A 25,160-nucleotide genomic window follows, 5' to 3' on the forward strand; every position below is an offset into this window, starting at 1 on the left:
GATTAACCCTTGCGGGCACACTGTCCGGAACCGATTCCCGGACTCTCCTAATCCCAAAAAAAGCGCGATGCTACTCCCCCTTTTCCTGAGATTGCGCGGCATTGGCCGCGGCGCGTTCGGCACGGTGGCGTTTGATCCATGCCAACTCTTCGGCCACTTCGTCGTAACCGTCTTCCTCTTCGGCAGCTTCGAGTTCGGCTTCGCGGCAGCCGAAGATGACCCCCTCTTCGAAAAAATTCACTTCATAGATTCGGATCGTCTGCAAAAAATCGCCGATTTTGCGGACGTACCCTTCCGCCCCCGCATCGACGAGAAACTCACCGGGAGCGGCGTAAGGATAGGTTCCGTCGTTACGGATCGCCTTGATGAGGCGGACTCTCTGGCCGATACGGAATACCGGGAGGATTTCGTCTTTTGCCGACATTTTGTACAAATTGGTACGGCGCGCATCTTCGCTGATCGGCATCTCTTCAGAAGTTGACGCTGTTGTTGCTGGTGCAGGCATGGGCTCCATTGCTCACCTCCGTTATCTCGTTGCAGCTTCCTGCGGTGGAACAGGTGCCGCAGGCGCTTGGTTTGTCGAACATCGACCACACATCCGCCGCCGAAGGACTGTAGCCGTTTTCGAAATTTTTGTAGACGCTCAGGAGGGCGAATTTGTAGTATTCGAGCAATTTCGCGTCACTTCCCATATCGTGGCCTTTGGCCTTCTCCACGAGTTCCCCGAACTTTTTCATGATGTGGAACCGTTTTACCTGAACAAGACGCTCATCGTAGTTAATATCAAAGAATTCAAAGAACTCTTCGGCATCGGTTATTTTTTCGAATTCGGCCAGTGTGCCCATCGTTTCCTCCTTTTAGAGTCCCATCTCGTCTTTGAGCTGGGACGCCCACGCGCTGACGCGCGATTCGGTCAGTTCCTCCTGGTTAACGTTATCAAACGCCAGTCCGCAGAACTTCCCGTCCTTCTCGGCAAGCGAATATTCGTATTCGAACCCTACCGTCGGGGTAAAGCCGTAGGCCTCGGCCCCCAGCGAAGTAAACAGCTCGTGCATTTTTCCCAGCGCGCTGACGAAATGTTCGCCGTGGGTTTTCTGATCCCCCGCACCGAAGAACGCCACTTTTTTACCGCCCAGGTCGGGACGGTCGTTGGAGAGTTCGTAGAGGGGGTCGACCCAGTCGCGCTGCGGGTCTCCCTGCCCCCACGTCGACGATCCGATGAGAAGGACGTCGAACTCGTCGAACTGATCGATCCCCTCAAAGTCCTCTTCCATATCGATGAGCTCGGAGCCTTTGAACTCCCCGGCGAGTTGTTCCGCCGCCTCCCGCGTGGCTCCCGTGCTGCTGCCAAAAAAAATCCCTATTTTTGCCATGATGTTCTCCTTATCCTTGTTTTACACACGGTTTGTATTGCTCGTAGATCGCGACCGCCGTTTCGAGCATCTTGTCCCCGTCCTCGAAAAGCGAGTCCAGCGTCCTGTAGCTGAATCGGTGGGCGTCCTTGAAGTACTTGTTGACGATGCATATACGGTCCGCGATAACCGCACAGCGGCCGAATCCTTCGTGACTCATCTCCATGATGACGTTGCAGACGACGCCCGTTTTGCGTTCGAACGACAACGCTACCGCTTTGTAGATCATTTTGATGTCGTTAATCATCATCTCGTCGATGTCGGCGATCAAAGGGATCTGTTTGAGTTCCTCTTTGGTCTTGACGTACTTTTTGACGAGCAGCTCCTCGTCAGGGATTTTGGCCCAGTTGCCGAATTGGTCCATCGCCCGCAGCTGCCGTACGATCTCGATCCCGAAATCGCTCAGTTTTGTTTCCGTTTCCATAATAATTATTCCCCCTCTGCCCATCGGTCTTGCCGAATATCGTGTTCGGTCTGCATGTGGATGATCCTCTTGATCCACGGCGGCGGATTGGAGTTGATCATCGCCACGAGCGATTTGAGGATATCTTCGATCAACGTCGGTTCGTTCACTTTCATCGGATGGATCCCCGCACGGATCACCTTGGCCGCCGCCGTACCGCCGATACTCTCGCAATACATGATGTTAACCCCGCGCAGCGCACGGACGCGAAAGTCGGTCTTGTCGTCGTCCTCTATTCCCGTGGTATCGGTCTTGATAACCTCACAGAGCGAAAAACCCTCTTTTGAGACGTTGTAGACGACAAATTCCCTGGCTCCGCCGAAATGGGCGTTGATCTCTTCCATGTCCTTGGTTGCAAAGGCAACTTTCATCGCGTCGTTCATCGACCGATCCCCTTCAACCGTAATTTTCGTATTCATCTTCTCCCCCTTTAGGCGTGATGTTTGACGTGACGAAGAGCATTGGCGATCTCGAACAAAAAGTAGGTGCTACCCTCGTACAGCTGATCGTTTTTAAGCTGGTTTCCGAGCTCTTCGTAATTCGGGAATCCCCGGATGACAAGTGCCGTATGGGGATAGCTGTGCAAGATCCGTTCTGCATGAAAGTTACTGATGAGCAGGTCGGCGTTTTCGATATAGGATTCCGCGTCTTCGAGATCGCCGACGATCACCCGATCGGCTTCCACACTCTCCAGTACGGGGCTTGGCACCGTCGAAACCGCCAGATCGACCGTCCCCCCGACGCTGCAAAGCAGCGCGCAGATTCCGCTGAGCATGTCCGGCTCTCCCGTGACGACGAAATGGGACGTTCCGATCAGGAAATGGGTGTCGAGCATGGCATCTTGCAGACGGGACCGCCACCGTTTGATCGACGGTTTGGGTTCGGAGTGTCGCAGTTTCATCAGCGCGCCGACAAAATTGTCGCACCCTTCCAGCCCCATCACATGCTCGAAATGCAGGTGAAGGATGGAAGGATTTTTAGCTAGGAGCGCCGCCGCCGGTTTTTGCATCGACGCTCCTATCGATACGACGACCGACGCGGTGGCGAGGTCGCGCACCTCATTGACCGTTATCCCCCCGTTGGCGAGTTTCCCCTGACCCTCTTCCCAGTAGCCGTCCAGCGACGTCGAGATATCGGGCAGCGCACAGGTTTCGAATCCGAAGTCCCAGCAGAGGCATTTGAGCTTTTCGACCTCGATGGGCTGCATACTGACGTGGGGCAACAGGACGAGCTTGTTTGGTTTTACTTCGGTAGCGGATCGGGTGAGCTGTTCGACGATGGCGGTCGCGGTCAAAGCCCAGCCGCTCTCCATGCCACCCTCGTAATCGGGAGTGTTGACAAAGACGTAGGGGATCTCGATATGCGTCCCGACTCCGCGCACATCGTCCCCCTTGGTCTCGGTAAGCCCCGTCGTGTGCAAGCCGATCATGCTGGGGCGGAGGTTCTTCTCTTTTTCCGTAATGTTCTCGATCGCCATCAGGATCGAATAATCCCCTCCGTCGAGTACGGCGGTGATGTCGCTGACCGAGGTGTTGCGCACGGCGATGGGTTCGTTGAAATGGCGGGTGAAAAAGACCTTGGTGTACGAGGCGCACCCCTGCGCGGCGTGCATCAGGGGCATACAGTCCTTGACCCCCAGAAACGCCAGGGTAGCGCCCATCGGCTGGGAGTGTTTGATCGGGTTGACCTGCAATGGCTTGGAAGATGGAGGAATAATGCGGTGCGGTTCCATGACAACTCCTTGTTATCATGGAAAATGCAAGTTTTGTGCGAGAAAGGTGCAATTGATAGGTTTATCCCCTTTAATCGCATCAATATCTGATATGATTAATACAAATCACCTCATAAATTGATACGATTAATCCAAATACAATGCAAAATCTCCCGTTTACCCTATCGTTGTACAATTAATTTCATACACTCATCTTAGGAACCATTCCATGAAACACGTCCTTCTTCTAAACCTTCACCAAAAATACGAAGGGTTCGCCAACGGCAATCTCACCCGCGACCTCCTTAGCACCGCCAAAGCGTATTTTGCCGCCAACGGCTATGAGATCAAAGAGAGCGTTATCGAAGAGGGCTACGACATTGCCAGCGAGCTCGAAAAATTCAAATGGGCCGACCTGTTTTTCGTCCAGTCCCCCGTCTACTGGATGGGACTGCCGTGGCTGGGGAAAAAGTACCTCGATGAGATCCTCTCGGGGGGCAACGGCACGGTGACGTTCGTCAACGACGGGCGGGCGAACGGAGGGGCATACGGCAGCGGCGGTCTGATGAAAGAAAAACGCTACATGCTCAGTTTTACCTATAACTGCCCTCCGAGCGAATTTGACAATCCGAATGGTTTTTTCGAGGGGCTCAGCCTCGATCAGGCAAACGTCGCCCTCCACAAAGCGTTCCAGTTCTGCGGGGCGCAGCCCTACCGCAGCTACTCGGTCCACAACGTCTACGGGGCCGATTTCAGCATCGACGCCGCATTGGACGGCCTGCGCCGCAGACTCAGCGAGAACTTCTCCTAATCCGCCTCCCACGGCGCGGGACGCCCGACGTTGGCAAATACCGGGTTGCGAAACGCGTATTTGAGCTCTTCGGCGAGGTTTAGAAGTCCCTCGTATCCTCCGTAACTCGTTTTTTTCTCCTGGTTGACGTCGATGAAACTGATTTTCTTCTTGATAGCCGTATAGAGGCTCCGTCCCCCGGCGAGGAGGATATGGGCCCCCGTAGAGTCGATCACCCTGGCCTGTTCGGCGGCGGGTTTGGTCATCAGTATCCCATCGGGTCCCAGGTATTCGCGCGCCTTGTCAATGTCGTCCTGAGTCGATTTAGCGATGCTCGTCGCGACCACTTCGATCCCCAAATCCTGAAGCCCCGACGCGATCGACCACGCCTTGTTACCCCCGGTGTTCAGAACCGCCTTTTTCCCGGCGAACAGTTCACGATACGGGCGAAGTTTCGTTTCGAGTTCGGCTTCGGCCTGAGCAATCACCTCTTCGGCACGGGCGATGAGTTCGGGGGCTCCCAGCGCACGGACGATTTCGCGGATCGCGAACGTCGTGTCCCGTTTTCCGTAAAAGGAGATGGAGATCCAGGGGATGCCGTAACGCTCCTCCATTTTCCGTGTAAGGGTGATAAGCGACTTGGCGCAGACGATGACGTTGAGGCGGGCGCGGTGGGCACATCGTATGTCTCCCACCCTCCCGTCGCCGCTTAGCGAGCTCAACACCCGTATGCCGATTTTCTCGAAGAGAGGGAGATACTGCCACATATCCCCCGTGACGTTATAGTCGCCGATGAGGTTGATGTCGTAAGGGGTTGTAGTTTCGGGTTCTTTGGTGCCGATGAGGTGTTCGAGTACCGCTTCGCCCGCCAGCCGCGACCCGAGATTTTTACTCCCCACAAATCCGGGTGCATGGACGGGAACGATTGGGATGCCGTGACGCTCAGACCCTTTTTTGCAGGTCATGTCGATGTCATCCCCGACCAGTGCCGTTACACAGGTCGAATAAACGAAAATCGCCTCGGGACTGTAGTGCTGCACGATATAGTCGATCGAATCGCCCAGTCGTTTGTCGCCGCCGAAAATGACGTCATTGGTCGTGATCCCCGTCGTAAAGCCCATCTGGGTATGGTCGCGTCCCGCGTACGACGTTTTTGTCTCGCGGGTCTCCCACGACGCCCCGAGGCACGTCTGGGGACCGTGGACGAGATGAACGGCGTCGGCGTAAGGAAAGAGCGATATCTGCGCACCGTCGAAGGCGCATCCTCCTGCGGCAAGTCCCGGTTTTGGCTTGTCGCACCCTTCTCCTGGTTTTTTGTTCTTGCTGTGGGAACAGGCGCTCTCGTTCATGAGTTCTTTGATCTTGGCACGGCTGACCATGGTAGGCTCCTTGCGTGAAGTCTTTACCGTATGCAAATTTCATGCGATCTCAACGTTTCTTTAAGGATCGGGGAGTACCATTTATTTGTTTCGATAATTTTCGTATCGCAGGAGGGCGCAGATGGAACACGCAGGGAAACGGATCATTGCCGCCGATATGGGCGGCCTTAAAAGCTACAGAGTCGATTATATTTCCGAAACGGGGCGTTATCATATAGAAGCGCTGGAAGATATCGATTACATCGAAGGGCGCAAGAAAACCGGGGATCTTCTGAGTGACGACCGCGGTAATTTCCAGCACTCGAGCGGAGAGAACCACACACTGGAGCATCACGTCGAACAAGAACTGGTGCGTACCGTTGCCGGAGACATTTCGAAACTCCTCGCCGACTCGGAACCGGGATCGTGTTATCTGGCGTTTCCTGCCAGACACCATGACGAACTTGTCGCAGCCCTCTCCGAAACGGCCCGCAAGGCGGTTGGCAAATCCGTAAGCGCCAATTTGCGCAAATGTCCCGCAGGAGAGCTGTTAAAGCATTTTTCCTGATAATCAGAGTTTCGTAGCGGTCATCAGAAAAACGGGATAGTTTTTCCCCTCTTTCTCGATCGTACAGGCGGTATGGAACCGTACATTTGAAAATCCCGCTTCTTCAGCCGTTTCGCGCAGTTTTTCACGGTCAAATCCCAGATGAAACACCCCTTCGTTGCCGTGCGAATGGAACGTCCCGTCTTCGGCATCGAGATCGGCGATCGCAACAAACCCGTCTCGCTTGATGTGCTTGCGAAATGCACGGAATAGCGCTGCGGTATCCTCGACATGGTGCATCGCCATCGAGCTTACGATCCCCTCGAACGTCCGATCCAGCGGTTCGTTGAGCAGATCGGCGCATACGGTTTCCATCCGTAATTGCGGCGTATTTTTGGCGGCGGCCTGTTCAAGCATTTTTTCGGAAAGGTCGACTCCGGTCACCGATCGCACCTGCGGGGCGATGCGAAATCCCAGCAGTCCCGTGCCGCAGCCGAAATCGAGAATATCCATGTGCCCAAGCAGCGCAATGCGGCTTGCGATGGTCTGAAAAACCGATTCGGCGATGAATCGACGCATATCCCCTTTATCCCAGTTTTCCGCCGCACGGTCGAAACGCTCCGTCATCGTATCCCCCCTCTTTTTACTCGCCGCATTATGAACCAAAAAGATGAAAAAATCAACGCCGCCCGCCGCCGAAATTGCAACACAGTTGCGACACTATAGTGGCACAATGCCTTCCATGATCCGTATTATTTTCAATTATCAAGGAATGGCCGAATGGATTACAGCTTTGTAGCCAAACATCTCAAAGAGATCGGATTTGAGATGCGACTGCTGCTTGTAGAGGACGATCCCCTACTCCAAAAACAACTGCAATCTTTTTTACAGCGTTTTTTTAAAACCATCGACATCGCCTCCGACGGCGTCGAAGCGATCATGCTTTATCAGGCCAATCCCTACGATCTGGTCGTGACCGATTTGACAATGCCCGTCATGAGCGGAACCGAACTGGCCGCAAACATCCGCGAGCTGAACCCACGCCAGCGTATCGTCATCATATCCGGGGATTCGGGAACCGAACGGCTGCTGGAACTCATCAACATCGGGATCGACGCGTTTATCGTCAAACCGCTGAAGATGAATGAAGTCCTGATCCATCTGGAAAGAACGTGCCAGGCGGTGTACGATCAGAAAATGCTCGATTATTTCAGCACGATGCTCGAAGAATCGAACCGCGAACTGCGCGAAGCGAATCTCGAACTCAGCTGCGCTCTCGACGAATACAAGCGCGATAAGCGCAACGCTTCCAAGGAACCCCGCACCGAAACCGTTCAGACCTTCATTCCCCCACAGACGTGCGAGCTTTACAATGATCTCGGAGCCGGTCGGGAACTCAACGAAAGCGAAAAGGTGATGCTCTACACCCGCAACGAAAAGACAAGTGCCGAAGAGTTTCACAGCGCCTACCCGCTTGAACTGGACAAAACCGACGAAGAGCTGGAGCTGCTCGAAGACAGTTTTCACCTCCTGCTTACCAATGCCGAGCGCAACGCCACACAAGAAACCCTCTCGAAGCTAACCGATATTTTACGCGATTACGCGCGGGAAATCGAACTTATCCCCCAGTTCGGAGCCCTCTCCTACGGGATCCAGCAACTGGCCAGAACGTTTGAATCGGTGGACGATCCGGGAAAACTCCCCGGGATCATGCCGATGCTCTCCTCGCTCTTCGACAACCTCGAGCGATGGCGCAAAGAGGTGCTGCATTACCGGCGTGCCGAGGACATTCACTATCTGGACAATTCGCTCATCAGCGACGCTCTTAGCCTTGAGGGGCTTTTGAGCAACCAACACGCGGTCTCTTCGGATAACGACATCGAATTATTCTAACACAAGGATTCGGCAATGAAACAATGGCTCACCGGTATACCGGTCTCGAAAAAACTCGGCTTCATCATGGTACTCGCCTCTGCGGTCGTGATTTTCGAAACACTGATTTTCCTGCTCGCGACCAATTCGCTCAACAAAGAGTTCGAAAGCTTCGACCAGAGGAGTTTCGAAGGGGTCAAAGCGGTACTGGAGACCGAAAAGGAACTGAACTATTTCAGCCGTATTACCCGTGAGATAATGCTCGGCGGCGACCTAAACGAAAACCTGAACAAACTCGACGATACCTACGAAAAAATCGAAATCCTCTTTAAACGGATGGAACAGACAACCAGCGACGCGGCACAACGCGGCATCTGTAAAAAAGCGAAAAACGACGCGATGGTCTTTATAACGTCGTCGCGCGATCTGATGCGCACCCTTCAAAACGGGCCGCACGACCTGGGAGCGACCTACCGGTTCTACCATGCCAATTTCTCGCCGCTGGCCAAAGCGTCGCGCGAATCGATGAAGAGTCTCGTGGCATCCAAAATGGATGAAGCGGCCCGAATGAAAGAGACGTTTAAAAACGATATCCTCATGTGGGGAATCGTCGCCGGAATCGGCGGAGCGATCGGGATCGCCGCGATGATCGTCATCATGCTTATGATCGCCTCACAGATAAAAGAATCGCTCTCCCTGGCACAAAACGGCCTGCTGGGATTTTTCCGTTTTCTGGGGGGAGAAGAGAAACACGCCCAGCCCCTGCCTGATCTGGGTAGCGACGAATTCGGGAAAATGGGAGCCATGATCAACCGCAATATCAAAGAAGCGGAAGCGAAGTTCAACGAACAGCAGCAGGCGATCCTCGATTTCGAAACCATCTGTTCAAACGCCAGCAAAGGATTTCTCCACCACCGTATCGCCACCCGGTACAGCGATCCCAATCTCCAGCAGCTCTCCCGCACGCTCAATACGTTCCTTGACGAAATCGAACTCACCTTCGGAAAACTGGTGGCCATTTTCGTCGATTTCGCACAGGGCGACTACAGCAAATCGGGAGAATCGCGCGACGCGAAAGGATCGTTTGCGTCGATTGACCAGGCGGTCAGCGCCGTGGCGGCTTCCAACAGCGAGATTTTTTCACTGATTTCGCGGTTCTCGCGCGAATTTACCCGTGACGCCCATCATCTCGCCTCTTCGGGCGACGAACTGAGTGCGAGCGCCAACCAGCAGGCTTCGAGCCTCGAAGAGACCGCGGCGGCTATCGAAGAGCTCACCTCGAACGTCGCATCCAATACCTCGAAAGCCGAAACGATGGCCCGTACGGCCCAGGAAGCGATGCATGCCGCCGAGCGGGGTAACACCGTCGCGGGCGAAAGCCTCGAAGCGATGCATGAAATCGTCCGCGCGACCGAAGCGATCAACCAGGCGGTCGACATCATCGACAACATCGCGTTCCAGACCAACATTCTCTCGCTGAACGCCGCCGTCGAAGCGGCCACCGCCGGGGAAGCGGGCAAAGGATTCGCCGTCGTCGCACAGGAAGTGCGCAACCTCGCCAACCGCAGCGCCGACGCCGCAGCGCAGATCCAGCAGCTCGCCCGCAGCGCGCGCGAAAAATCGCAAGGCGGTCTGGAAACCTCCCAAAACATGATGGAAAGTTTCTCGATGATCGCCCGCAAGATCACCGAAACCGACGCGATGGTGCGCGACGTCGCGAGTGCGAGCCGCGAACAGATGGCGGGTATAAACCAGATCAACGATGCCGTCAGCCAGCTCGACCAGATGACGCAGCAAAACGCCAAAACCGCCAACAATGTCGCCCAGATAGCCAACGAAATCCTCGATAAAACCGAGCAGTTCGAACACATGCTCTCACGCGTCCGCTTCGATGAGAGCGTGGAGCACCACAACTGTGACGTGCAGATGATTTTCGACACGGCGAAACTCAAAATCGATCACATCAATTTCAAAGAGAACAACTACAAAAAACTCAAAAGCGAACACAGCGTCTGGCGGGTGAGCAACCACCACGAGTGCAATCTTGGCAAATGGATCGACGAACACGCTTCGGCGCCGTTTGCCCAGGGGGAAGCGTGGAATGCGCTGCTCAGCGCCCATGAAAAAGTCCACAGCGGGGTGCAGTCCTACATCGAAGCCGATCTCTCCCGTGCCTCTTCCCAGACTCTCGAGCGGATCACGCGCGATCTCGAAGAGGCGACGCGCGGCGTCTTCAACGGACTCGATGCCATCAAATCCCTCAACTGCGGCGGGAATCTCTAACCCGCCTCCCCGCGCGCCCGCGCGTTTGCAACACACTTGCCACACTAACGTCATACAATTCCCCAATTTACTTCAAGGAGCATGCATGCGCGTTAACGTCTTGCTTTCACTCGCACTCTTATCCCTCTCCCTTTCGGCTTCGACTCCCATCGACAAAATCGTTTTCGAAGGTAACGAAAAAATCCCGACCAAGAAACTCAATGCGCTGGTTCAGCCCTATCTGGGCAAAACGCTTGACGCTTCCACCGCTGAGCGGATCGCAGGAGACGTCGAGTCGTTTTACCGTAAAAACAATTTCAGCCTCGCCTACGCTTCGGTCGCCTCCATCGACGAAAAAAACCGCACCGTGACCGTCAGTATCAAAAAATATACCGATTTCAACCGGCGTTCCATCGGTGAAATGGAGCGGCGGCCGTTGCACAAAGGGCTGATCAACCGCGTCTTTTTCACCGGAAACGAAAAGATTTCAACCTACCGTCTGATGAAAGAGATCGAACCGCTGCTGGGGACCGAGCACAACGACGACGCACTCGCGAAACTGGTTAAAACGGTCGAAGATTATTACCGTTCCCGCCGCTACGAACTCGCCTACGCCGAAATCGCGCAGGCCGACGACAACGGCATCGTCACCGTCGCGATCAAAAAATACCCATCTTTCAAAGCCCGCTACGCCCGCGAAGGGAAAAACTGATCCCCCCTCTTGTTTCGCCACGCCGCACGTATGAGGGAAAGTTTCTCCTCCGGCAGCGCTAAAATCGTTTTGCCACAAAGTTGCAACATTAAAGCGTTACGATACCCCTGATTACAATGTAATAAAAATGTAACCGAAAGGGGGAACCTCATGAACACGTCTTTGTTCGAACGGCTCTCCATCCGACAGCGGATGACCTATCTCGTCCTCAGTGTCACGGCGGCGGTCGTCTTCGCTGCGGTATTCGTCTTTTTCGCCCTGAGCAAAATCGAATCCGACTATACCCAGCTGCAGCAAAACGCCACGGCCGGAGCGCTGTATACCCTAGAAATCGAAAAAGACCTCAATTACGTCAGCCGCACCAGCCGCGACATCATGCTCGGCAACAGCTATGACAAAAACATGGTGAAACTCCAGGAGCGATCCGAAAAAATCAAAAAGAACTTCGCCGAACTCGAAAAACTGGCCGACTCGGAGTCCGAATCGCTGATCGCCGAAGCCAAGCGGACGACGTTCGCGTTTCTGGACAACACGATGGCGCTGATGCAGACCCTCGGCAAAATGGATAAAACCCTCATTTCGGCCAACACGATCCCCATTTACGGCCAGTACAAAAAAGAGCTGACTCCCTATGCCGAAGCCTCACGCGAAAGTTTCGAAAAAGTGGTCAAAATGAAGCGGGACCGCTTCGTCGCCGCTACCGATGAGATGCACGACAACATCCTCTTTTTCAAAACGGCGGTCATGGTCTCGGGGATCGCGGTTGCGGTGATGATTTTCGCGTTTGCCAATCTCGTCCAGCGTTCCATCGTTTCGGCACTCGAATCGTTTACCCTCGTCATACGCCGCGTCGCCGAAGGTAATTTTGCCCAGACCCGCATCGAGGCCGCTCCTGGGACCGAACTCGGCCTCATGGGGCATTCGCTCGAACAGCTCATCAGCCAGATAGAGACTTTTATCCACCGGATCAATCTCACCATCGGCAACGCGACGCGCGGGGATTTTAGCGTACCGCTGAGTTCGCAAGGGATGCACGGCGAGTTCATCGATGCGACCGAACTGGTCCGCAATTCGATCCGTGTAATGGAAGAGCAGGAAGGGAAAAAGCAGCGCGACGCGCTCAATTCGGAGCTGAGCAAGCTCTCGGTCGAAGTGACCGAATCGCTCGCGGTCATCCAGCACAATCTCGAGCACAACATCGCCAATCTCAAAGAGGTGACCCGATCGACGAAAGAGGCCGCCAACCTCTCCGACGACAGCCGTCAAACGATCGAAATGATCGTACGTGAACTCGAAACGATGAAACAAAGCGTCAACGAAAACAACGAGGCGATCATCCATATGGCTTCGCGCACGCAGGAGATCAATTCGATCATCCGGCTCATCACCGACATCGCCGAGCAGACCAACCTCCTCGCGCTCAATGCCGCGATCGAAGCCGCACGGGCCGGCGAGCACGGACGCGGTTTCGCGGTCGTCGCCGACGAAGTGCGCAAACTGGCCGAGCGGACGCACAAAGCCACGGGTGAAATCGCCGTCTCGATCAACTCGCTCAAACAGGATATGAGCGACATCGAAAAAAGTGCCGAAGAGATGAACCAGGTGGTCGAATCCTCGACCGAGCACATCCACGATTTTGAAAAAACCCTGATCCGGCTCAACGAGACGTCGACAAGCATCGTCAATTCGTCGTACATGATGGAAAACAGCGTCTTCATCGTCCTGGCGAAAATCGACCACATCATCTACAAATCGCGCGCCTACAACAGCCTCATGCGCTGTGAGCCCCGTCTTGAGGTGCTGACGACGCAGCAGTGCAGCATCGGCCAATGGTATAACGAAGAGGGGCGGCGGCGCTTCGGCAAAACGGCGAGCTTCGCGCAGATGACCCGGCCGCACGAAATCGTCCATGACCGCGTCAATAAAAATCTCGCTTTCATCAAAGACCCCTCCGGGCAGCTCTGCCTGAGCCACGCAAGCGAGATTATCGCCAACTTCCGCGATATGGAAGAGGCAAGTACCGAACTATTCGTCCTTATGGACAATCTGACCAAGGAGACAGCATAAATGAGAGAAATTGAGATGGATGAAACGTCGCTGATCATTTCGGAGACCGACGCGCGGGGTGTCATCACCTTTGCCAACGACGATTTTCTGCGATACAGCGGATACGGTTGGGAAGAGCTTTTGGGCAAACCCCACAACATCCTCCGCCATCCCGACATGCCCAAGGCCGCCTTCAAAGACCTTTGGGACACGATCAAGAAGGGAGCAACCTGGAACGGTTTTGTCAAAAACCGCACCAAACACGGCGAATACTACTGGGTCTACGCCACCGTTTCACCGATCACTTTCGAAAACGGCGAGACACGCTACCTCTCGCTTCGGCGCAAGCCGACCCGGCAGGAGATCGCCAAATACGACGCGCTTTACAAAACGATGCATTAAGGAGCATTATGTTCGATATCAGTAAAAAAGACTACCTGATCCTCAAACAGGCCATTAACGACTGCCGCCATTTCGTCCTCGAAAAAGTGAACGAAGTGGACAGCCGTTTCACCAGCGGCAGCCACCGCATTAACGATCTGCTCGAAGATCTCCACCGTTTCGCCGCCGAATACAAAGCGGTCCGCGACGCCAATTACATCCAGGCAGGAATGCTCGCCATGTCGGTTTTTCGGGCCAAAACCGGGGAACTGAGCAACGTCAGCATGGCGCAGTGCACCCATAACGGAAGCGGGGTTCTCAAAGAGACGACCAACTTTTACAACGGGCTCATGAGCCGTCTCAAAGAGCTGTTCAGCGAGATCGAATCGGGATTCACCCGGATCAGCAACAACGACCTGCGGGTTCCGTTCAAATCCGACGGGTGGCATCACGACATCCGCACCCTCAACGAACACATCAACGAGCTTCAGGAAATCATCGCCGAACAGTACCGTCAGCAGCTCGGCGACGCCCTCGCCCTCCGGCGCAATACCTCGGAGCTTTCCCGCTATTCCGAAGAGCTCAGCGCCAGTGCGAGCCTGCAGGCTTCCAGTCTCGAAGAGACCGCCGCCGCCGTCGAGGAACTCACCTCGAACGTCTCGTCCAACGCCGAAAAAGCCGAAGCGATGAGTCGCGTCGCACGCGAAGCGAAAACCGCCGCCCGGCACGGCAACGACATCGCGCAGGAAAGTTTTGCGGCGATGAACGAGATCGTCCGCGCGACCGAAGCGATCAACCAGGCCGTATCGACCATCGAAAACATCGCGTTCCAGACCAATATCCTCTCGCTCAACGCAGCTGTCGAAGCGGCCACCGCAGGCGAAGCGGGCAAAGGGTTCGCCGTCGTCGCCCAGGAAGTGCGCAACCTCGCCAACCGCAGTGCCGACGCCGCCCGCCAGATACAGGAAGTCGCCCGCCTCGCACGCGAAAAATCGCAGGGAGGTCTGGAAACTTCCAAAAACATGATGGAAAGCTTTTCGACGATCGCCGACAAAATCTCGGAGACCGACGAGCTGGTACGCGACGTCACCCTCGCCGGGCGCGAACAGATGGCCGGAATCGCTCAGATCAACCATGCGATCACGCAGCTCGACCAGATCACCCAGCAAAACGCCAAAACGGCCAATAACGTCGCTTCCCTCTCAGGCATCGTTCAAAACCTCTCAGACCATATGTACGCCGAAATCTCCCAAAAAGAGTTCAGGGGAAAAGAGCAGCTTCTCGCTTCGGCGAACTGACTCTCCCGCCTCCCCCTCTTTTCTCCCCTGCGGGTGTGATAAAAACGTTATTTTTTTGCGACGCACTTGCAACACTAAAACCGCATAATTTCCTTACCAAACCATGAGGAATCAACGACATGCAAATCTTTACCTCGAACGGTGCCGAACGCGTTTTGACCGACAAGGCGTTTTTGGTTTCCGAAACCGACGAAAAAGGGATTATCGTCTTCGCCAATGACGACTTCTGCACCATTGCCGATTACCGGGTCAGCGACCTGATCGGCCGGCCTCACAATATCGTGCGCCACCCCGACATGCCGAAGGCGGCGTTTAAAAGCCTCTGGGACACCGTACACGAGGGAAAAATATGGACCGGATTCGTCAAAAACAAAACCCGCAGCGGGTCGGAGTATTACTGGGTGTATGCGACCGTCTTTCCGATCACCCGCAACGGTAGACGCCACTACATCTCCTGCCGCCGCAAACCTACCCGCGATGAAATCGCGCAAGCCGAAGCGCTTTACCAAACCCTCTAAGGAAAACTGATATGTTCGGAACCAAACCTGCCGACGCCCAACTGCTCGAAGCGATGATCGAAGACATTTTCGATATCGCCGAAGGAAAACGCAACCGCTACCGCTATTCGGGGGCCGAATTCGCCGACCGTAAACTCGAAAAAGTCTCGAACGCGATCCATCGCCGCCTTGCTTCGCTCATCGAGAGCAAGCAAAAAGACATGCTCGCGATGGGCGAGCTGATACTCGCGCTCGACCAGATGAAATCGGGAATCTTCAAACCGTCCGAAATCGACGCGCACGGCAGTGAAATGAGTGTGATCGCTTCGTCGTTCAACGCCTTTACCCTTCTGCTCTCGGAGCGGTTTGTGCAGATCGTCCAGACCCTCTCTACCTACTCCACCAACGATTTTACCCCGCGCCTGAGCGAAGGGGAACTTCAAGGCGAACTCGCATCGCTGATCCGAGGCGTCAACAACCTGGCCGACGAAATCACGCAGATGCTCTCTGATAGTCTTCGAAACGGGCTGGACCTGCAAAACGAAGCCGCGATGCTGCGCGAGGCGATGGAACGCCTCTCGAATGCCAGCAACGAGCAGGCCGCCAATCTCGAAGAGACCGCCGCCGCGATGGAGGAGATGACAGGGAACGTCCAGGGGAATGCCCAAAAAGCCAACGACATGGCCCGCATGGCGGCACAAACCGACGATAGCGCCAAACAAGGAGCCGCACTGGCCGACAAAACGGCGCAGGCCATGACCGAGATCCAGGAGGCGACCCGCTCGATCAACAATGCCGTCGCCATCATCGAAAACATCGCGTTCCAGACGAACATCCTCTCGCTCAACGCCGCCGTCGAAGCGGCCACCGCAGGCGAAGCGGGCAAAGGGTTCGCCGTCGTCGCCCAGGAAGTGCGCAACCTCGCCAACCGCAGTGCCGACGCCGCCAAAGAGATAAAATCCCTCGCCGAACAGGCCGCCGCCAAATCGGACGAGGGAATGAACATCGCCGGCGATCTCACCAAAGGATTCGAAGTGATCGCCGAAAAGATCGAGCAGACCACGATGCTCGTCCAGGACGTCAGCAACGCGAGCCGTGAACAGATGCAGGGGATCGGACAGATCAACACCGCGATTACGCAACTCGATCAAATGACCCAGGAAAACGCCAAAATCGCCGCCAACGTCACCCGGACCGCCGAAACGGTGCAGATTCTCTCCGACGATATTTACCGCCATATCGAATCCAAACAGTTTCGGGGAAAACACGAGCTGCTCGGCGGACGCCGGGGATCCTGAGTGAATTAACATTCATTTTGTCTGCGTCCCACGTATAGGGCGCGGTTATAATGCAACATAGTTGCAACTTTTCCTTTCTACACTTCCATCATTGCACACAACCAAAAGGAGTTCAACGTGTTTAACAACCTCACCATTAGAGAGAGGCTGCGACTATTCCCGATTTTTGCCGTCATCATGACGGCGGGGGCCGGTATTTTCATTTTTATGTCCAAAAGCACCGGAACCGATACGTTTATCGCCGAAACGCTGATTATCGCAGGCGGATTGGCGTTCATCGCCCTCTCGAGCGCGGTATCGAAAACAATCCTCAATTCGGTCGAAAACCTCACGCACGGCTTTGAAGCGATCACCCGCACCAACGATACGGGCATCCGGCTCGAGATTTCGGGCAACGACGAAATCTGCGAAGCGGCACGCCACTTCAATGCCTATATGGAGCGTCTCGACGCGGTTGCGCACAAAGACCAAGAAGCGATCGCCGACATCGCCAACGTCGCCAAACTTATGGCCGTCGGGTTCGTCTCAGTCCGGATCAAAGCGCAGGCCGGCAGCCCCGCACTGCAACAGACGATCAACGGATTCAACACCGCCCTGGCCGAAATGGAAAAAGCGACCGCCGAAATCTCGCGCGTCATGTCGGCTCTGGGGACCAGCGATTTCGCCGTCGAATTCGAGACGGGCAAATACTCCGGCGAACTTGGCGGTATGATGACGAGCCTGCAGGGGCTCAGCGAAAGCATCGGCGATTTCATGGCCCTCCTCTCCAAAAACGGCATCGCCCTCAACCAGGGTGCCACCACCCTCTCGGGTGCCAGCAACGATCTGTCCGGTTCGAGCAATACCCAGGCTTCGAGCCTCGAAGAGACAGCCGCCGCGATCGAAGAGCTCACCAGCAATATCTCGGCCAACAGCCAGAAAGCCTCCGAAATGGCGTCGCTGGCGCGTGAAACCGAACAGGCCGCCAGCGAAGGCAAAGCCCTCGCCGATACGACGGTCATGTCGATGAACGAGATCAGCAAAGCGACCCAGGCGATCAACGAAGCGGTTGCCATCATCGAAAACATCGCCTTCCAGACCAATATCCTCTCGCTCAATGCCGCCGTCGAAGCGGCCACCGCAGGCGAAGCGGGCAAAGGGTTCGCCGTCGTCGCCCAGGAAGTGCGCAACCTCGCCAACCGCAGCGCCGACGCCGCCTCGCAGATCAAAGAACTCGCCGAACTGGCCAACGCCAAATCCAAAGACGGTCTGGCCGTGAGCGAAAACATGATGAAAGGGTTCGACGTCATCAACCAGAAAATCTCCCACACGACCCAGCTGGTCCAGGACGTCGCCAACGGCAGCCGCGAACAGATGGCGGGGATCAACCAGATCAATTCCGCCGTCGCGCAGCTCGATCAGATGACGCAGCAAAACGCGTCACTTGCGGGCGAAGTGAGCAAGCTCAGCGAAGAGATTCTGGGTATGTCGCAAACCCTCAGCGCGACCGCGGCAAAGACCAAATACCGAAAAGAGTCCGAAAACCGCGTCTGCCGAATCGACATGATGTTCGAAACGAACAAACTCAAATTCGACCACGTCAATTTCAAAAACAACAACTTCGGCAAACTCAAAGAGAGCGTCACCGCATGGACGGTCACCAACGAACATCAGTGCGATCTGGGCAAATGGATTCAGGCCCACAGCAACGAGAGTTATGCCAAAGGCTCCGAATGGAACGAACTCCTCTCCAACCATGCCCACGTCCACCAGAAGGTTCAGGAGTACATCAACCGCGAAAAAGCGGGAGCCAGACCCGAAGAGCTCGAACGGATCGCCAAAGAGATCGAAACCGACACCACCAAAGTGTTTGCATCACTCAACAAGGTGCGCGTAGCCGCATGCGGTCAGTCGCATCCGGCTCCCGAACCCGTTCGCCCCGCACATCGTACTCCGCGCCCTTCCGCCGCGCCCGTACGTCCCGCGGTACGGGTATCCGAACCCGCTTACGCCAAACCTGCCTATACGGCTCCCAAGCCGCCGGTCAAACATGACGATGACGATATCTGGGAGAGTTTTTAACCACGTGAATCGCCTTAGGCGTTTCACCCCGCCAGCCCTTTTTTCACGGACGGCGAAACGACCGTTTTGCCACAATATTGCAACACTAATACGGAATACTGACAGCGTAGTTTTAAAAGGATACGGTAATGAATACCCTCTGGAATTTGTTAGAAGACGAAGATCGCTTCCCCTCGCTCGAAGGGAGCGGTTTTGGTCTGGTCGACGCGCGGGAAAAGGGATGCGACGTTTTGGTATGCGGGCTTGAACACGTCGAGTACGCAGGCGCTTTCGTCGATCCCAAAGAGTGCTTTTTCATCGTCGCGCTGAGCGATCCCGAGCTGGAACGGCGGCTGGTACCGGATTCGTTCAGCGCATGGATCGACCGCAAACGGCTCGAACGTCTTCCCGCGATGCTCGAAGCCTACCGGCCCCATATCGAGCAGCGGGCCCGGACACGGCGTCTGCGGGAGATGCTCAGCCGCTTCAGCGTCGATACGGGGGTCCATCAGGCGAACCTCGAGGGGATCAAACAGAGCATGCGCGAAAGCACGCGCGAAATCGAAACGATCTTCGAAGAGCGGGTCGAAGAGATGCGCGCCATCCATAAAGACGCCGCGGTCGCCCACGAAAAACTGACCGCCCTCAAGGCCCAGATCGTCCCCGAAGAGTTCAACGATCTTGAAGAGTCGTGGAACATGACCCACTCGATCCTCTCGCGTACCGACGACGTCATCAAGGCGATGTTCGGCTTCATCATGGTGCTCCAGTGCGAAGACCGGATCACCCAGATGATCGACGGGATCAGCAAGATCATGGAAGACGACATCGTCCATGCACGCGAAAACGGCTGCGGCGTCAGCATGGCCGAACAAAACGAACTCAAAGCCAGACTCGTGCCGTTTTACACGATCCAAGAACAGCGCGATTACGCGATGGGCCATGAGGATGCCATGCAAGGGTGCAAGCCTGAGCAGGTCGATATCGACGACTTTACGTTGTTTTAATACCAAATACGGAGAAAAATATGCCAAAGATTTTGATTGTTGACGATTCCAATATGCTGCGCGACATGGTCAAATACGCCCTGAACGAAGGGGGATACCCCGAGGTTACCGAAGCGATCGACGGTGCCGACGGCCTCGAAAAAGCCAAGGCGACGGTATTCGACCTGATCGTTACCGACATCAACATGCCCAACATGAACGGGTTTGACCTGATCGTGGAACTGCGCAAGCTCCCCTCTTACGCGAAAACCCCGATTCTCACCCTCACTACCGAAAAGAACGATGACATGAAAGCCAAAGGAAAGGCGGTCGGGGCAACCGGATGGATCGTCAAGCCGTTCGTCCCCGAGCAGCTTCTCAAGGCGGTCGGAATCGTCCTCAGCCGCTAAGGAAGGTTATGGCAGTTTTTGATATTAACAAATATCGGCAGATGTTCCTCGAAGAGGCCGAAGATATTTTCGAGACGATCGATACGCTGCTGCTCGAAGCCGAAGAGAGCGGCGACATGGACGGCGAGACGATCAATTCGCTCTTCCGCTCGGTCCATACCCTCAAAGGGAACTCCGCTTCGGTCGAGCTTGCGATGTTCGCGGCCCTCGCCCATGAACTCGAATTTTTCATGGACCGCCTGCGCAACGGCGAGCTCTCGTTCGAAGAGAGCATGGCGGGGTTGCTGATCGAAGGTATCGACACCCTCAAAGAGGTGCTCGAACTCGAACTGGCAAGCGAACTGGCAGAGGAGCGTTTCGCCGATATCAAGGCGCTTCTTCTGCGCAAGATCGACGCTTTTAACGAAGACTCGCGCGAGCTGGAAATGCTCATGGCCTCCGCCGGCAGCGATGAGGATTTCGGGCTGCTTCTTCCCCTCGATGATGAAGAAGGGTTCGGCCCTCTGGGCCAGGAGCCCTCGGAAGAGACGGAACTGCCGCAGGGGATGGACGAATACTTCGGCTTGTTCGACGATCATGCACACTCCCCGCAAGAGCAGGAAGTTCCCCCGTTCGAAGAGATTTTCGGATTTTTCGACGATCTGGAACAAGAGGCTTTCCGCCGGGCGGGAGACGAACTATCCTCGGGTTCCGAAGGGTTCGGCTTTTTCGACGATGCCCCGTCGGCTCCGATCGCCCTCGAGGAGGATTTCGGGTTTTTCGACGACATCCCGGTGCGCGCGGTCCAAACAGCCGACACCGCAGTCTCCAAACCCGCAACGCCCAAAGAAGCCCTTACAGCGGAAAACAAGGAAGCCAAGAAGTTCAAAGCCGACAGCACCTCGAATTCGATCCGCGTGGATCTGTCGAAAATCGACGGTTTGATGAACAACATCGGCGAGCTGGTCATTGCACACTCGATGCTCTCGCAGTACACCTACACGATGGAAGACCAGAAGATCAAAGCCGAACTCTCCGAACGGCTCGATCTGATCGACCGCCATATCAGAGAGCTCCAAGAATCGGTCATGAGCGTGCGGATGGTGCCGATGGAGACCGTTTTTTCGAAGTTTCCCAAAGTGATCCGCGATACCGCCAAAAAACTCGATAAAAAAATCGATTTCAAACATTTCGGCGAAAGCGTCGAAATCGACAAAGCGATGATCGAAGGGCTCACCGATCCGCTGATGCACATCGTCCGCAACGGCCTGGACCACGGGATCGAATCGCCCGAAAAACGGCGCTCTCTCGGTAAACCCGAAACGGGGACGCTGATGATGAGCGCGGAACAGGCGAACGGCCAGATGATCATCAAAATCCAAGACGACGGCGGCGGGATCAACGTCGCCAAAGTAACAGCCAAAGCTCTGGAGAACGGGGTGATCGACGAGCATCAGGCCGCAGCGATGAGCAAAGAGGAAAAAGCGATGCTGATCTTTGCCCCCGGCCTCTCGACCGCCGACGCCGTCACCGATATTTCGGGGCGCGGCGTGGGGATGGACGTCGTGATGTCCAACATCAAAAAACTCGGCGGCGCGATCAAGGTAGACACCGAAGAGGGGTACGGCACGACGTTTACGATCGCCCTTCCCCTGACGCTCGCGATCCTCGACGGGCTCAATATCCGAATCGGGCGCGAGCAGTTTATCCTGCCGTTGTCGGCGATTATCGAATCGCTAAAGCCCGAAGAAGAGATGATCAAGCACATCGGGGACAAGGATTCGGAGATGCTCATGCTGCGCAACGAGTTTATCCCGATCGTTCGGCTGCACAACGTATTCAACGTCGCCCCCCAGTACCGCAAGCTCACCGAAGGGCTGCTGATCGTGGTACGTTCGGCGGCCCAGAAAATCGCGCTGTTCGTCGACGAGTTCATGAACCAGCAGCAGTTCGTCATCAAGCCGCTGGACAAAAATTTCCGCAACGCGCAGGGGATCGGCGGCGCCACCGTACGCGGGGACGGAACGATCGGCCTTATCATCGACACGATGAACATATTAGAGAAAAATTACTAGGAGTACGCCATGGCCATCATCGAGAGCAACCAGCTTCTGACTTTCAAACTCGGCAACGAAACCTACGGTATTCAGATCAACAAGGTGCGCGAAATCCTCACCTATCCCACGGTAACCCCGATCCCGGACGCGAGCCGTTGGGTCAAGGGGGTGATCAACCTGCGCGGCGAAGTGGCCCCCGTGATCGATCTGCGGGTCCGCTTCAACGTCAACGACGATCCCATTTACACCAACCGCACCATCATCATCGCCGTCAAAACGCAGGACATGCGGATGATCGGCCTCGTCGTCGATGAAGTATCCGACATGGAAAACGTCGACCTCGACCGCCTCTACCCCGCCCCCGATATGGGAACGTCCATCGCTCCCGAATACCTCAAGGGGCTGTTTAAAAAAGAGGAGAAAATGATCGTCATCCTCGACATCGACCGTATCCTCGACAAAGACGAGATGCAGCGCCTCTCCCGCGCCGGCGAGGGAACGACGAATGTATACAGCGCGTCAGCTTGAGCGCGCCCGCGAGCTGGCGTACCGCCACAGCGGCATCACGCTGGGGCCGAATAAGGACGTCATGATCGCCAACCGCCTCGACAAACTCAAGCGCGACGTCGCGCACGACGATATCGACGCGATTTTAAGCGCCGTAGAACAGGGGCGCTACGTCGATACGTTCATCAGCACGTTTACGACGAACAAAACCAATTTTTTCCGGGAATCGTTTCACTTTGACGATCTCCGGGACCGGGTTTTCAAACAGGCGGCCGGGAAGGGATCGGAGCTGAAAATCTACTGTTCGGCGGCATCGACGGGAGAAGAGCCCTATTCGATACTGATGACGATGGAGGCGGCCAAAACGGTCCATTCCGATGCGGCTCTGAACTATTCGCTGCTGGCGACCGACATCGATACCGACGTGCTCCGACACGCATCCAACGGCATCTATGAATGGCAAAAAAACGCCGAAGACTTTCCCGAATGGATACGTCCCTCGGAATATTTCAAACGCCGTCCCCATCCCACCAAAGAGGGGGACTACCTTATCAAGGTCAAAGAGACGCTCGCGCGGCGGGTCCGTTTCGAGCGTCACAACCTGATGGCGCAGGAGTATCCTTTCAAACCCCACGAGTTCGACGTCGTTTTCTGTCGAAACGTCCTGATCTATTTCAATCAGAACGACCAAAACGCCATATTGAAAAAACTGTTCCGCACGCTTAAACCGGGAGGAACGCTCTATCTTGGGCATTCGGAAAGCCCGCTGGAGCTCAGCCCCTATGTCGAACGGTACGGCCAGAATATTTTTGTCAAAACCAAAGAGTATCCATGAAAATCATCAAAGGGACGGTTGATTCCAAAATCGTCAAACTTTCGCGTCCCGACGCAATCAAATACATCCGTAACAAAGAGACCCTGGGCATCATCGGGGGAGAATTCGCCATCACCTACGACGAAGACGACCTCCCCATCACGACGCTGCTGGGTTCGTGCGTCGCCGTCATGCTCTACGACGCCGCACTGCAGGTTAAAGGGATGAACCATTTTCTCCTCCCAACCTCGTGCGCGCAGGGGACGTCATGCCGCTTCGGGCTCTACGCCATGGAAGCGATGCTCAACGAAATGTACAAACTCGGCTGCCGAAAAGAAAACATCTCGGCCAAAATCGCGGGCGGCGCGAATATCCTGCACGATCTCAGTGACAGCATCGGGGAGCGTAACGTCCTCTTCGCACGTCAGTTCTGCCGATCAGAGGGGATCCGTATCGTCGCCGAAAACGTCCTGGGAAGCAACGGCCGCGTTGTCATGCTCGACCGCGACTTCCAGACCATCGCCAAAACGATCGCCAACCGTTCGATGGACGAAAAGCTGGCCCAGGCCGACCGCGCCCTCGCACGCGCGGTCAACAAGACCGAAAGCGCCCCCGCAGAGAGCGGCGTGACCCTGTTCTAGGAGCGAGGATGTACCGTGTCATCGTTATCGACGATTCCCCTCTGATGCAGCGGGTCCTATCGGACATGATCTCCCGAATCGAGGATTTTACCGTCGTCGCCACCGCCTCCGATGCATTCGAGGCACGGGACCTGATCAAAAAACACGAACCCGACCTGGTTACCATCGATATCAACATGCCGAAAATGGACGGCGTGGCGTTTTTGCGCAACCTGATGCGTCTTCACCCGATGCCCGCAGTCGTTATCTCGACCGACGCTTCGCGTCACGAAGAGGTATTCGACGACGGAGCGGTGGGGTTCATACCGAAAAAAAAGATCGGCGAAAGCGACGCGTCGTTTTTCGGCCGCATGGAAGATACCCTCATGCGGCTGACGTTTCTGATCGACCGCTATCGGGCCAAAAACAAGATCAAAAAACAGCCGATCGAAATCGAAACGGCAAAAATCCATCCCGACGAACTCATTCCCCATAAGCCCTCCGCCGTTTACGGCGGCAAAATCATCGCTATCGGGGCATCGACGGGAGGGGTGGAGACGCTGATGGAGATTTTTTCCGCCCTGCGCCCCCCGTTGCCGCCGATTTTGATCACGCTGCACATCCCGTTCGGGTTTTCGGGGAGTTTCGCCGAACGGCTCAACCGCCTGAGCCCGCTCAATGTCTACGAAGCCTTCGACGGCCAGAACGTAGAGCCTTCCTCGGTCTATATCGCGCCGGGGAATCGCCATCTCACCCTCGAAATCAGAGGGGGACGCTACGTCATCAAGCTCCTCGACGGCCCCCGGATCAGCCGTCACAAACCCAGCGTCGACGTGATGATGCGCAGCGTCTGCAACGCCGCGGGACGCAACGCGATGGGGGTGATGCTCACCGGAATGGGCGATGACGGCTCCATCGGGATCAAAGAGATGTTCGACGCGGGCGCTTACACCATCGCCCAGAGCGCCAAACGGTGCGTCGTCTTCGGGATGCCGGCCAAGGCGATCGAAGCGGGCGGCGTGCGCGAGAGCGTCGACCTCGAAAACATCCCCGAACGGATCGAACGGTTCGGATCGCGCAACGGCTAAACGCTGGAGATT

26 protein-coding genes are annotated in these 25,160 nt (G+C 55.5%); 18 read left to right on the forward strand and 8 right to left on the reverse strand.

From position 1 onward, the window contains the following. Positions 1-70: 70 nt before the first annotated feature. The 6 genes from E0765_RS08310 to nifN are packed head-to-tail and all read right to left on the reverse strand — an operon-like array spanning position 71 to position 3,607. The gene (locus E0765_RS08310) at positions 71-514 is read right to left on the reverse strand and encodes a nitrogen fixation protein NifZ (RefSeq protein ID WP_255417888.1); all 444 of its coding nucleotides are present in this window, start codon (positions 512-514) and stop codon (positions 71-73) included. Beyond that, entirely contained in the window at positions 471-845 is a 375-nt protein-coding gene (locus E0765_RS08315) for a nitrogenase-stabilizing/protective protein NifW (protein WP_132812754.1), read from the reverse strand. Before E0765_RS08315 ends, E0765_RS08310 begins: the two co-directional genes overlap by 44 nt. Positions 846-857: 12 nt before the next feature. Further along, complete coding sequence (locus E0765_RS08320) at positions 858-1,373, reverse strand: flavodoxin (protein ID WP_132812755.1); 516 nt, start codon at positions 1,371-1,373, stop codon at positions 858-860. Between the two features lie 10 nt (positions 1,374-1,383). Beyond that, on the reverse strand, positions 1,384-1,836 hold the full coding sequence (locus E0765_RS08325; RefSeq protein ID WP_132812756.1) for a NifX-associated nitrogen fixation protein: 453 nt from the start codon (positions 1,834-1,836) through the stop codon (positions 1,384-1,386). A 5-nt stretch (positions 1,837-1,841) separates the two neighbouring features. Further along, a complete protein-coding gene (nifX, locus tag E0765_RS08330; RefSeq protein WP_132812757.1) occupies positions 1,842-2,294 on the reverse strand; it encodes a nitrogen fixation protein NifX in 453 nt (150 codons plus the stop codon). A gap of 11 nt (positions 2,295-2,305) precedes the next feature. Continuing rightward, positions 2,306-3,607, reverse strand: a complete 1,302-nt coding sequence (nifN, locus tag E0765_RS08335; protein ID WP_132812758.1) for a nitrogenase iron-molybdenum cofactor biosynthesis protein NifN — start codon at positions 3,605-3,607, stop codon at positions 2,306-2,308. A gap of 208 nt (positions 3,608-3,815) precedes the next feature. Here nifN and E0765_RS08340 point away from each other — a divergent pair, with 208 nt between their 5' ends. Next, a complete protein-coding gene (locus tag E0765_RS08340; protein WP_132812759.1) occupies positions 3,816-4,397 on the forward strand; it encodes an NAD(P)H-dependent oxidoreductase in 582 nt (193 codons plus the stop codon). Here E0765_RS08340 and nifE read toward each other — a convergent pair. After that, on the reverse strand, positions 4,394-5,755 hold the full coding sequence (nifE, locus tag E0765_RS08345; RefSeq protein ID WP_132812760.1) for a nitrogenase iron-molybdenum cofactor biosynthesis protein NifE: 1,362 nt from the start codon (positions 5,753-5,755) through the stop codon (positions 4,394-4,396). The genes E0765_RS08340 and nifE overlap by 4 nt on opposite strands. Before the next feature lie 121 nt (positions 5,756-5,876). On the opposite strand from nifE, the gene E0765_RS08350 reads away from it, so the two are divergent. Next, positions 5,877-6,302, forward strand: coding sequence for a host attachment protein (locus E0765_RS08350; protein WP_132812761.1), 426 nt, complete (start codon positions 5,877-5,879; stop codon positions 6,300-6,302). Between the two features lie 3 nt (positions 6,303-6,305). Here E0765_RS08350 and E0765_RS08355 read toward each other — a convergent pair whose 3' ends face one another. After that, entirely contained in the window at positions 6,306-6,908 is a 603-nt protein-coding gene (locus E0765_RS08355; RefSeq protein WP_132812762.1) for a class I SAM-dependent methyltransferase, read from the reverse strand. Positions 6,909-7,061: 153 nt separating this feature from the next. On the opposite strand from E0765_RS08355, the gene E0765_RS08360 reads away from it, so the two are divergent. The 16 genes from E0765_RS08360 to cheB all read left to right on the forward strand — a co-directional run bounded on the left by E0765_RS08360 (position 7,062) and on the right by cheB (position 25,148). Next, on the forward strand, positions 7,062-8,174 hold the full coding sequence (locus E0765_RS08360; protein WP_132812763.1) for a response regulator transcription factor: 1,113 nt from the start codon (positions 7,062-7,064) through the stop codon (positions 8,172-8,174). Positions 8,175-8,189: 15 nt separating this feature from the next. Further along, positions 8,190-10,436, forward strand: a complete 2,247-nt coding sequence (locus E0765_RS08365; protein ID WP_132812764.1) for a methyl-accepting chemotaxis protein — start codon at positions 8,190-8,192, stop codon at positions 10,434-10,436. 85 nt (positions 10,437-10,521) lie between these two features. Next, positions 10,522-11,127, forward strand: coding sequence for a POTRA domain-containing protein (locus tag E0765_RS08370; protein ID WP_165921724.1), 606 nt, complete (start codon positions 10,522-10,524; stop codon positions 11,125-11,127). 150 nt (positions 11,128-11,277) lie between these two features. After that, positions 11,278-13,194, forward strand: a complete 1,917-nt coding sequence (locus E0765_RS08375) for a methyl-accepting chemotaxis protein (protein WP_132812766.1) — start codon at positions 11,278-11,280, stop codon at positions 13,192-13,194. Next, positions 13,195-13,575, forward strand: a complete 381-nt coding sequence (locus E0765_RS08380) for a PAS domain-containing protein (RefSeq protein WP_132812767.1) — start codon at positions 13,195-13,197, stop codon at positions 13,573-13,575. Positions 13,576-13,583: 8 nt separating this feature from the next. Continuing rightward, positions 13,584-14,852 (forward strand): methyl-accepting chemotaxis protein, encoded by a 1,269-nt coding sequence (locus tag E0765_RS08385; RefSeq protein ID WP_132812768.1) that lies wholly within the window; start codon positions 13,584-13,586, stop codon positions 14,850-14,852. A 119-nt stretch (positions 14,853-14,971) separates the two neighbouring features. Continuing rightward, complete coding sequence (locus E0765_RS08390; protein ID WP_132812769.1) at positions 14,972-15,370, forward strand: PAS domain-containing protein; 399 nt, start codon at positions 14,972-14,974, stop codon at positions 15,368-15,370. A gap of 11 nt (positions 15,371-15,381) precedes the next feature. Continuing rightward, positions 15,382-16,647 (forward strand): methyl-accepting chemotaxis protein, encoded by a 1,266-nt coding sequence (locus tag E0765_RS08395; protein WP_132812770.1) that lies wholly within the window; start codon positions 15,382-15,384, stop codon positions 16,645-16,647. A gap of 117 nt (positions 16,648-16,764) precedes the next feature. Further along, positions 16,765-18,708, forward strand: coding sequence for a methyl-accepting chemotaxis protein (locus tag E0765_RS08400; protein WP_132812771.1), 1,944 nt, complete (start codon positions 16,765-16,767; stop codon positions 18,706-18,708). A 128-nt stretch (positions 18,709-18,836) separates the two neighbouring features. Next, a complete protein-coding gene (locus E0765_RS08405; protein ID WP_132812772.1) occupies positions 18,837-19,694 on the forward strand; it encodes a hypothetical protein in 858 nt (285 codons plus the stop codon). Positions 19,695-19,714: 20 nt separating this feature from the next. After that, on the forward strand, positions 19,715-20,083 hold the full coding sequence (locus tag E0765_RS08410) for a response regulator (RefSeq protein WP_132812773.1): 369 nt from the start codon (positions 19,715-19,717) through the stop codon (positions 20,081-20,083). Between the two features lie 8 nt (positions 20,084-20,091). After that, entirely contained in the window at positions 20,092-22,137 is a 2,046-nt protein-coding gene (locus E0765_RS08415) for a chemotaxis protein CheA (RefSeq protein ID WP_132812774.1), read from the forward strand. Positions 22,138-22,146: 9 nt separating this feature from the next. Continuing rightward, complete coding sequence (locus E0765_RS08420; RefSeq protein ID WP_132812775.1) at positions 22,147-22,647, forward strand: chemotaxis protein CheW; 501 nt, start codon at positions 22,147-22,149, stop codon at positions 22,645-22,647. Further along, a complete protein-coding gene (locus E0765_RS08425) occupies positions 22,625-23,461 on the forward strand; it encodes a protein-glutamate O-methyltransferase CheR (protein ID WP_132812776.1) in 837 nt (278 codons plus the stop codon). Before E0765_RS08420 ends, E0765_RS08425 begins: the two co-directional genes overlap by 23 nt. Further along, positions 23,458-24,081, forward strand: coding sequence for a chemotaxis protein CheD (locus E0765_RS08430; RefSeq protein WP_132812777.1), 624 nt, complete (start codon positions 23,458-23,460; stop codon positions 24,079-24,081). The genes E0765_RS08425 and E0765_RS08430 overlap by 4 nt, the downstream gene beginning before the upstream one ends. Positions 24,082-24,089: 8 nt before the next feature. After that, a complete protein-coding gene (cheB, locus tag E0765_RS08435; RefSeq protein WP_132812778.1) occupies positions 24,090-25,148 on the forward strand; it encodes a chemotaxis-specific protein-glutamate methyltransferase CheB in 1,059 nt (352 codons plus the stop codon). The last annotated feature ends 12 nt before the right edge of the window (positions 25,149-25,160 follow it).

The sequence above is a fragment of the Sulfuricurvum sp. IAE1 genome (assembly GCF_004347735.1).
GTDB lineage: Bacteria > Campylobacterota > Campylobacteria > Campylobacterales > Sulfurimonadaceae > Sulfuricurvum.

Bases quoted from the DNA above. Each gene is read 5' to 3' on its own strand.
- E0765_RS08380 (WP_132812767.1), top strand. From the start codon at position 13,195: ATGAGAGAAATTGAGATGGATGAAACGTCGCTGATCATTTCGGAGACC.
- E0765_RS08320 (WP_132812755.1), bottom strand. From the start codon at position 1,373: ATGGCAAAAATAGGGATTTTTTTTGGCAGCAGCACGGGAGCCACGCGG.
- E0765_RS08370 (WP_165921724.1), top strand. From the start codon at position 10,522: ATGCGCGTTAACGTCTTGCTTTCACTCGCACTCTTATCCCTCTCCCTT.
- E0765_RS08360 (WP_132812763.1), top strand. From the start codon at position 7,062: ATGGATTACAGCTTTGTAGCCAAACATCTCAAAGAGATCGGATTTGAG.
- E0765_RS08355 (WP_132812762.1), bottom strand. From the start codon at position 6,908: ATGACGGAGCGTTTCGACCGTGCGGCGGAAAACTGGGATAAAGGGGAT.
- E0765_RS08325 (WP_132812756.1), bottom strand. From the start codon at position 1,836: ATGGAAACGGAAACAAAACTGAGCGATTTCGGGATCGAGATCGTACGG.
- nifX (WP_132812757.1), bottom strand. From the start codon at position 2,294: ATGAATACGAAAATTACGGTTGAAGGGGATCGGTCGATGAACGACGCG.
- E0765_RS08425 (WP_132812776.1), top strand. From the start codon at position 22,625: ATGTATACAGCGCGTCAGCTTGAGCGCGCCCGCGAGCTGGCGTACCGC.
- E0765_RS08415 (WP_132812774.1), top strand. From the start codon at position 20,092: ATGGCAGTTTTTGATATTAACAAATATCGGCAGATGTTCCTCGAAGAG.
- E0765_RS08430 (WP_132812777.1), top strand. From the start codon at position 23,458: ATGAAAATCATCAAAGGGACGGTTGATTCCAAAATCGTCAAACTTTCG.
- E0765_RS08340 (WP_132812759.1), top strand. From the start codon at position 3,816: ATGAAACACGTCCTTCTTCTAAACCTTCACCAAAAATACGAAGGGTTC.
- E0765_RS08390 (WP_132812769.1), top strand. From the start codon at position 14,972: ATGCAAATCTTTACCTCGAACGGTGCCGAACGCGTTTTGACCGACAAG.
- E0765_RS08410 (WP_132812773.1), top strand. From the start codon at position 19,715: ATGCCAAAGATTTTGATTGTTGACGATTCCAATATGCTGCGCGACATG.
- nifE (WP_132812760.1), bottom strand. From the start codon at position 5,755: ATGGTCAGCCGTGCCAAGATCAAAGAACTCATGAACGAGAGCGCCTGT.
- E0765_RS08395 (WP_132812770.1), top strand. From the start codon at position 15,382: ATGTTCGGAACCAAACCTGCCGACGCCCAACTGCTCGAAGCGATGATC.
- E0765_RS08420 (WP_132812775.1), top strand. From the start codon at position 22,147: ATGGCCATCATCGAGAGCAACCAGCTTCTGACTTTCAAACTCGGCAAC.
- E0765_RS08375 (WP_132812766.1), top strand. From the start codon at position 11,278: ATGAACACGTCTTTGTTCGAACGGCTCTCCATCCGACAGCGGATGACC.
- nifN (WP_132812758.1), bottom strand. From the start codon at position 3,607: ATGGAACCGCACCGCATTATTCCTCCATCTTCCAAGCCATTGCAGGTC.
- cheB (WP_132812778.1), top strand. From the start codon at position 24,090: ATGTACCGTGTCATCGTTATCGACGATTCCCCTCTGATGCAGCGGGTC.
- E0765_RS08310 (WP_255417888.1), bottom strand. From the start codon at position 514: ATGGAGCCCATGCCTGCACCAGCAACAACAGCGTCAACTTCTGAAGAG.
- E0765_RS08350 (WP_132812761.1), top strand. From the start codon at position 5,877: ATGGAACACGCAGGGAAACGGATCATTGCCGCCGATATGGGCGGCCTT.
- E0765_RS08385 (WP_132812768.1), top strand. From the start codon at position 13,584: ATGTTCGATATCAGTAAAAAAGACTACCTGATCCTCAAACAGGCCATT.
- E0765_RS08365 (WP_132812764.1), top strand. From the start codon at position 8,190: ATGAAACAATGGCTCACCGGTATACCGGTCTCGAAAAAACTCGGCTTC.
- E0765_RS08315 (WP_132812754.1), bottom strand. From the start codon at position 845: ATGGGCACACTGGCCGAATTCGAAAAAATAACCGATGCCGAAGAGTTC.
- E0765_RS08405 (WP_132812772.1), top strand. From the start codon at position 18,837: ATGAATACCCTCTGGAATTTGTTAGAAGACGAAGATCGCTTCCCCTCG.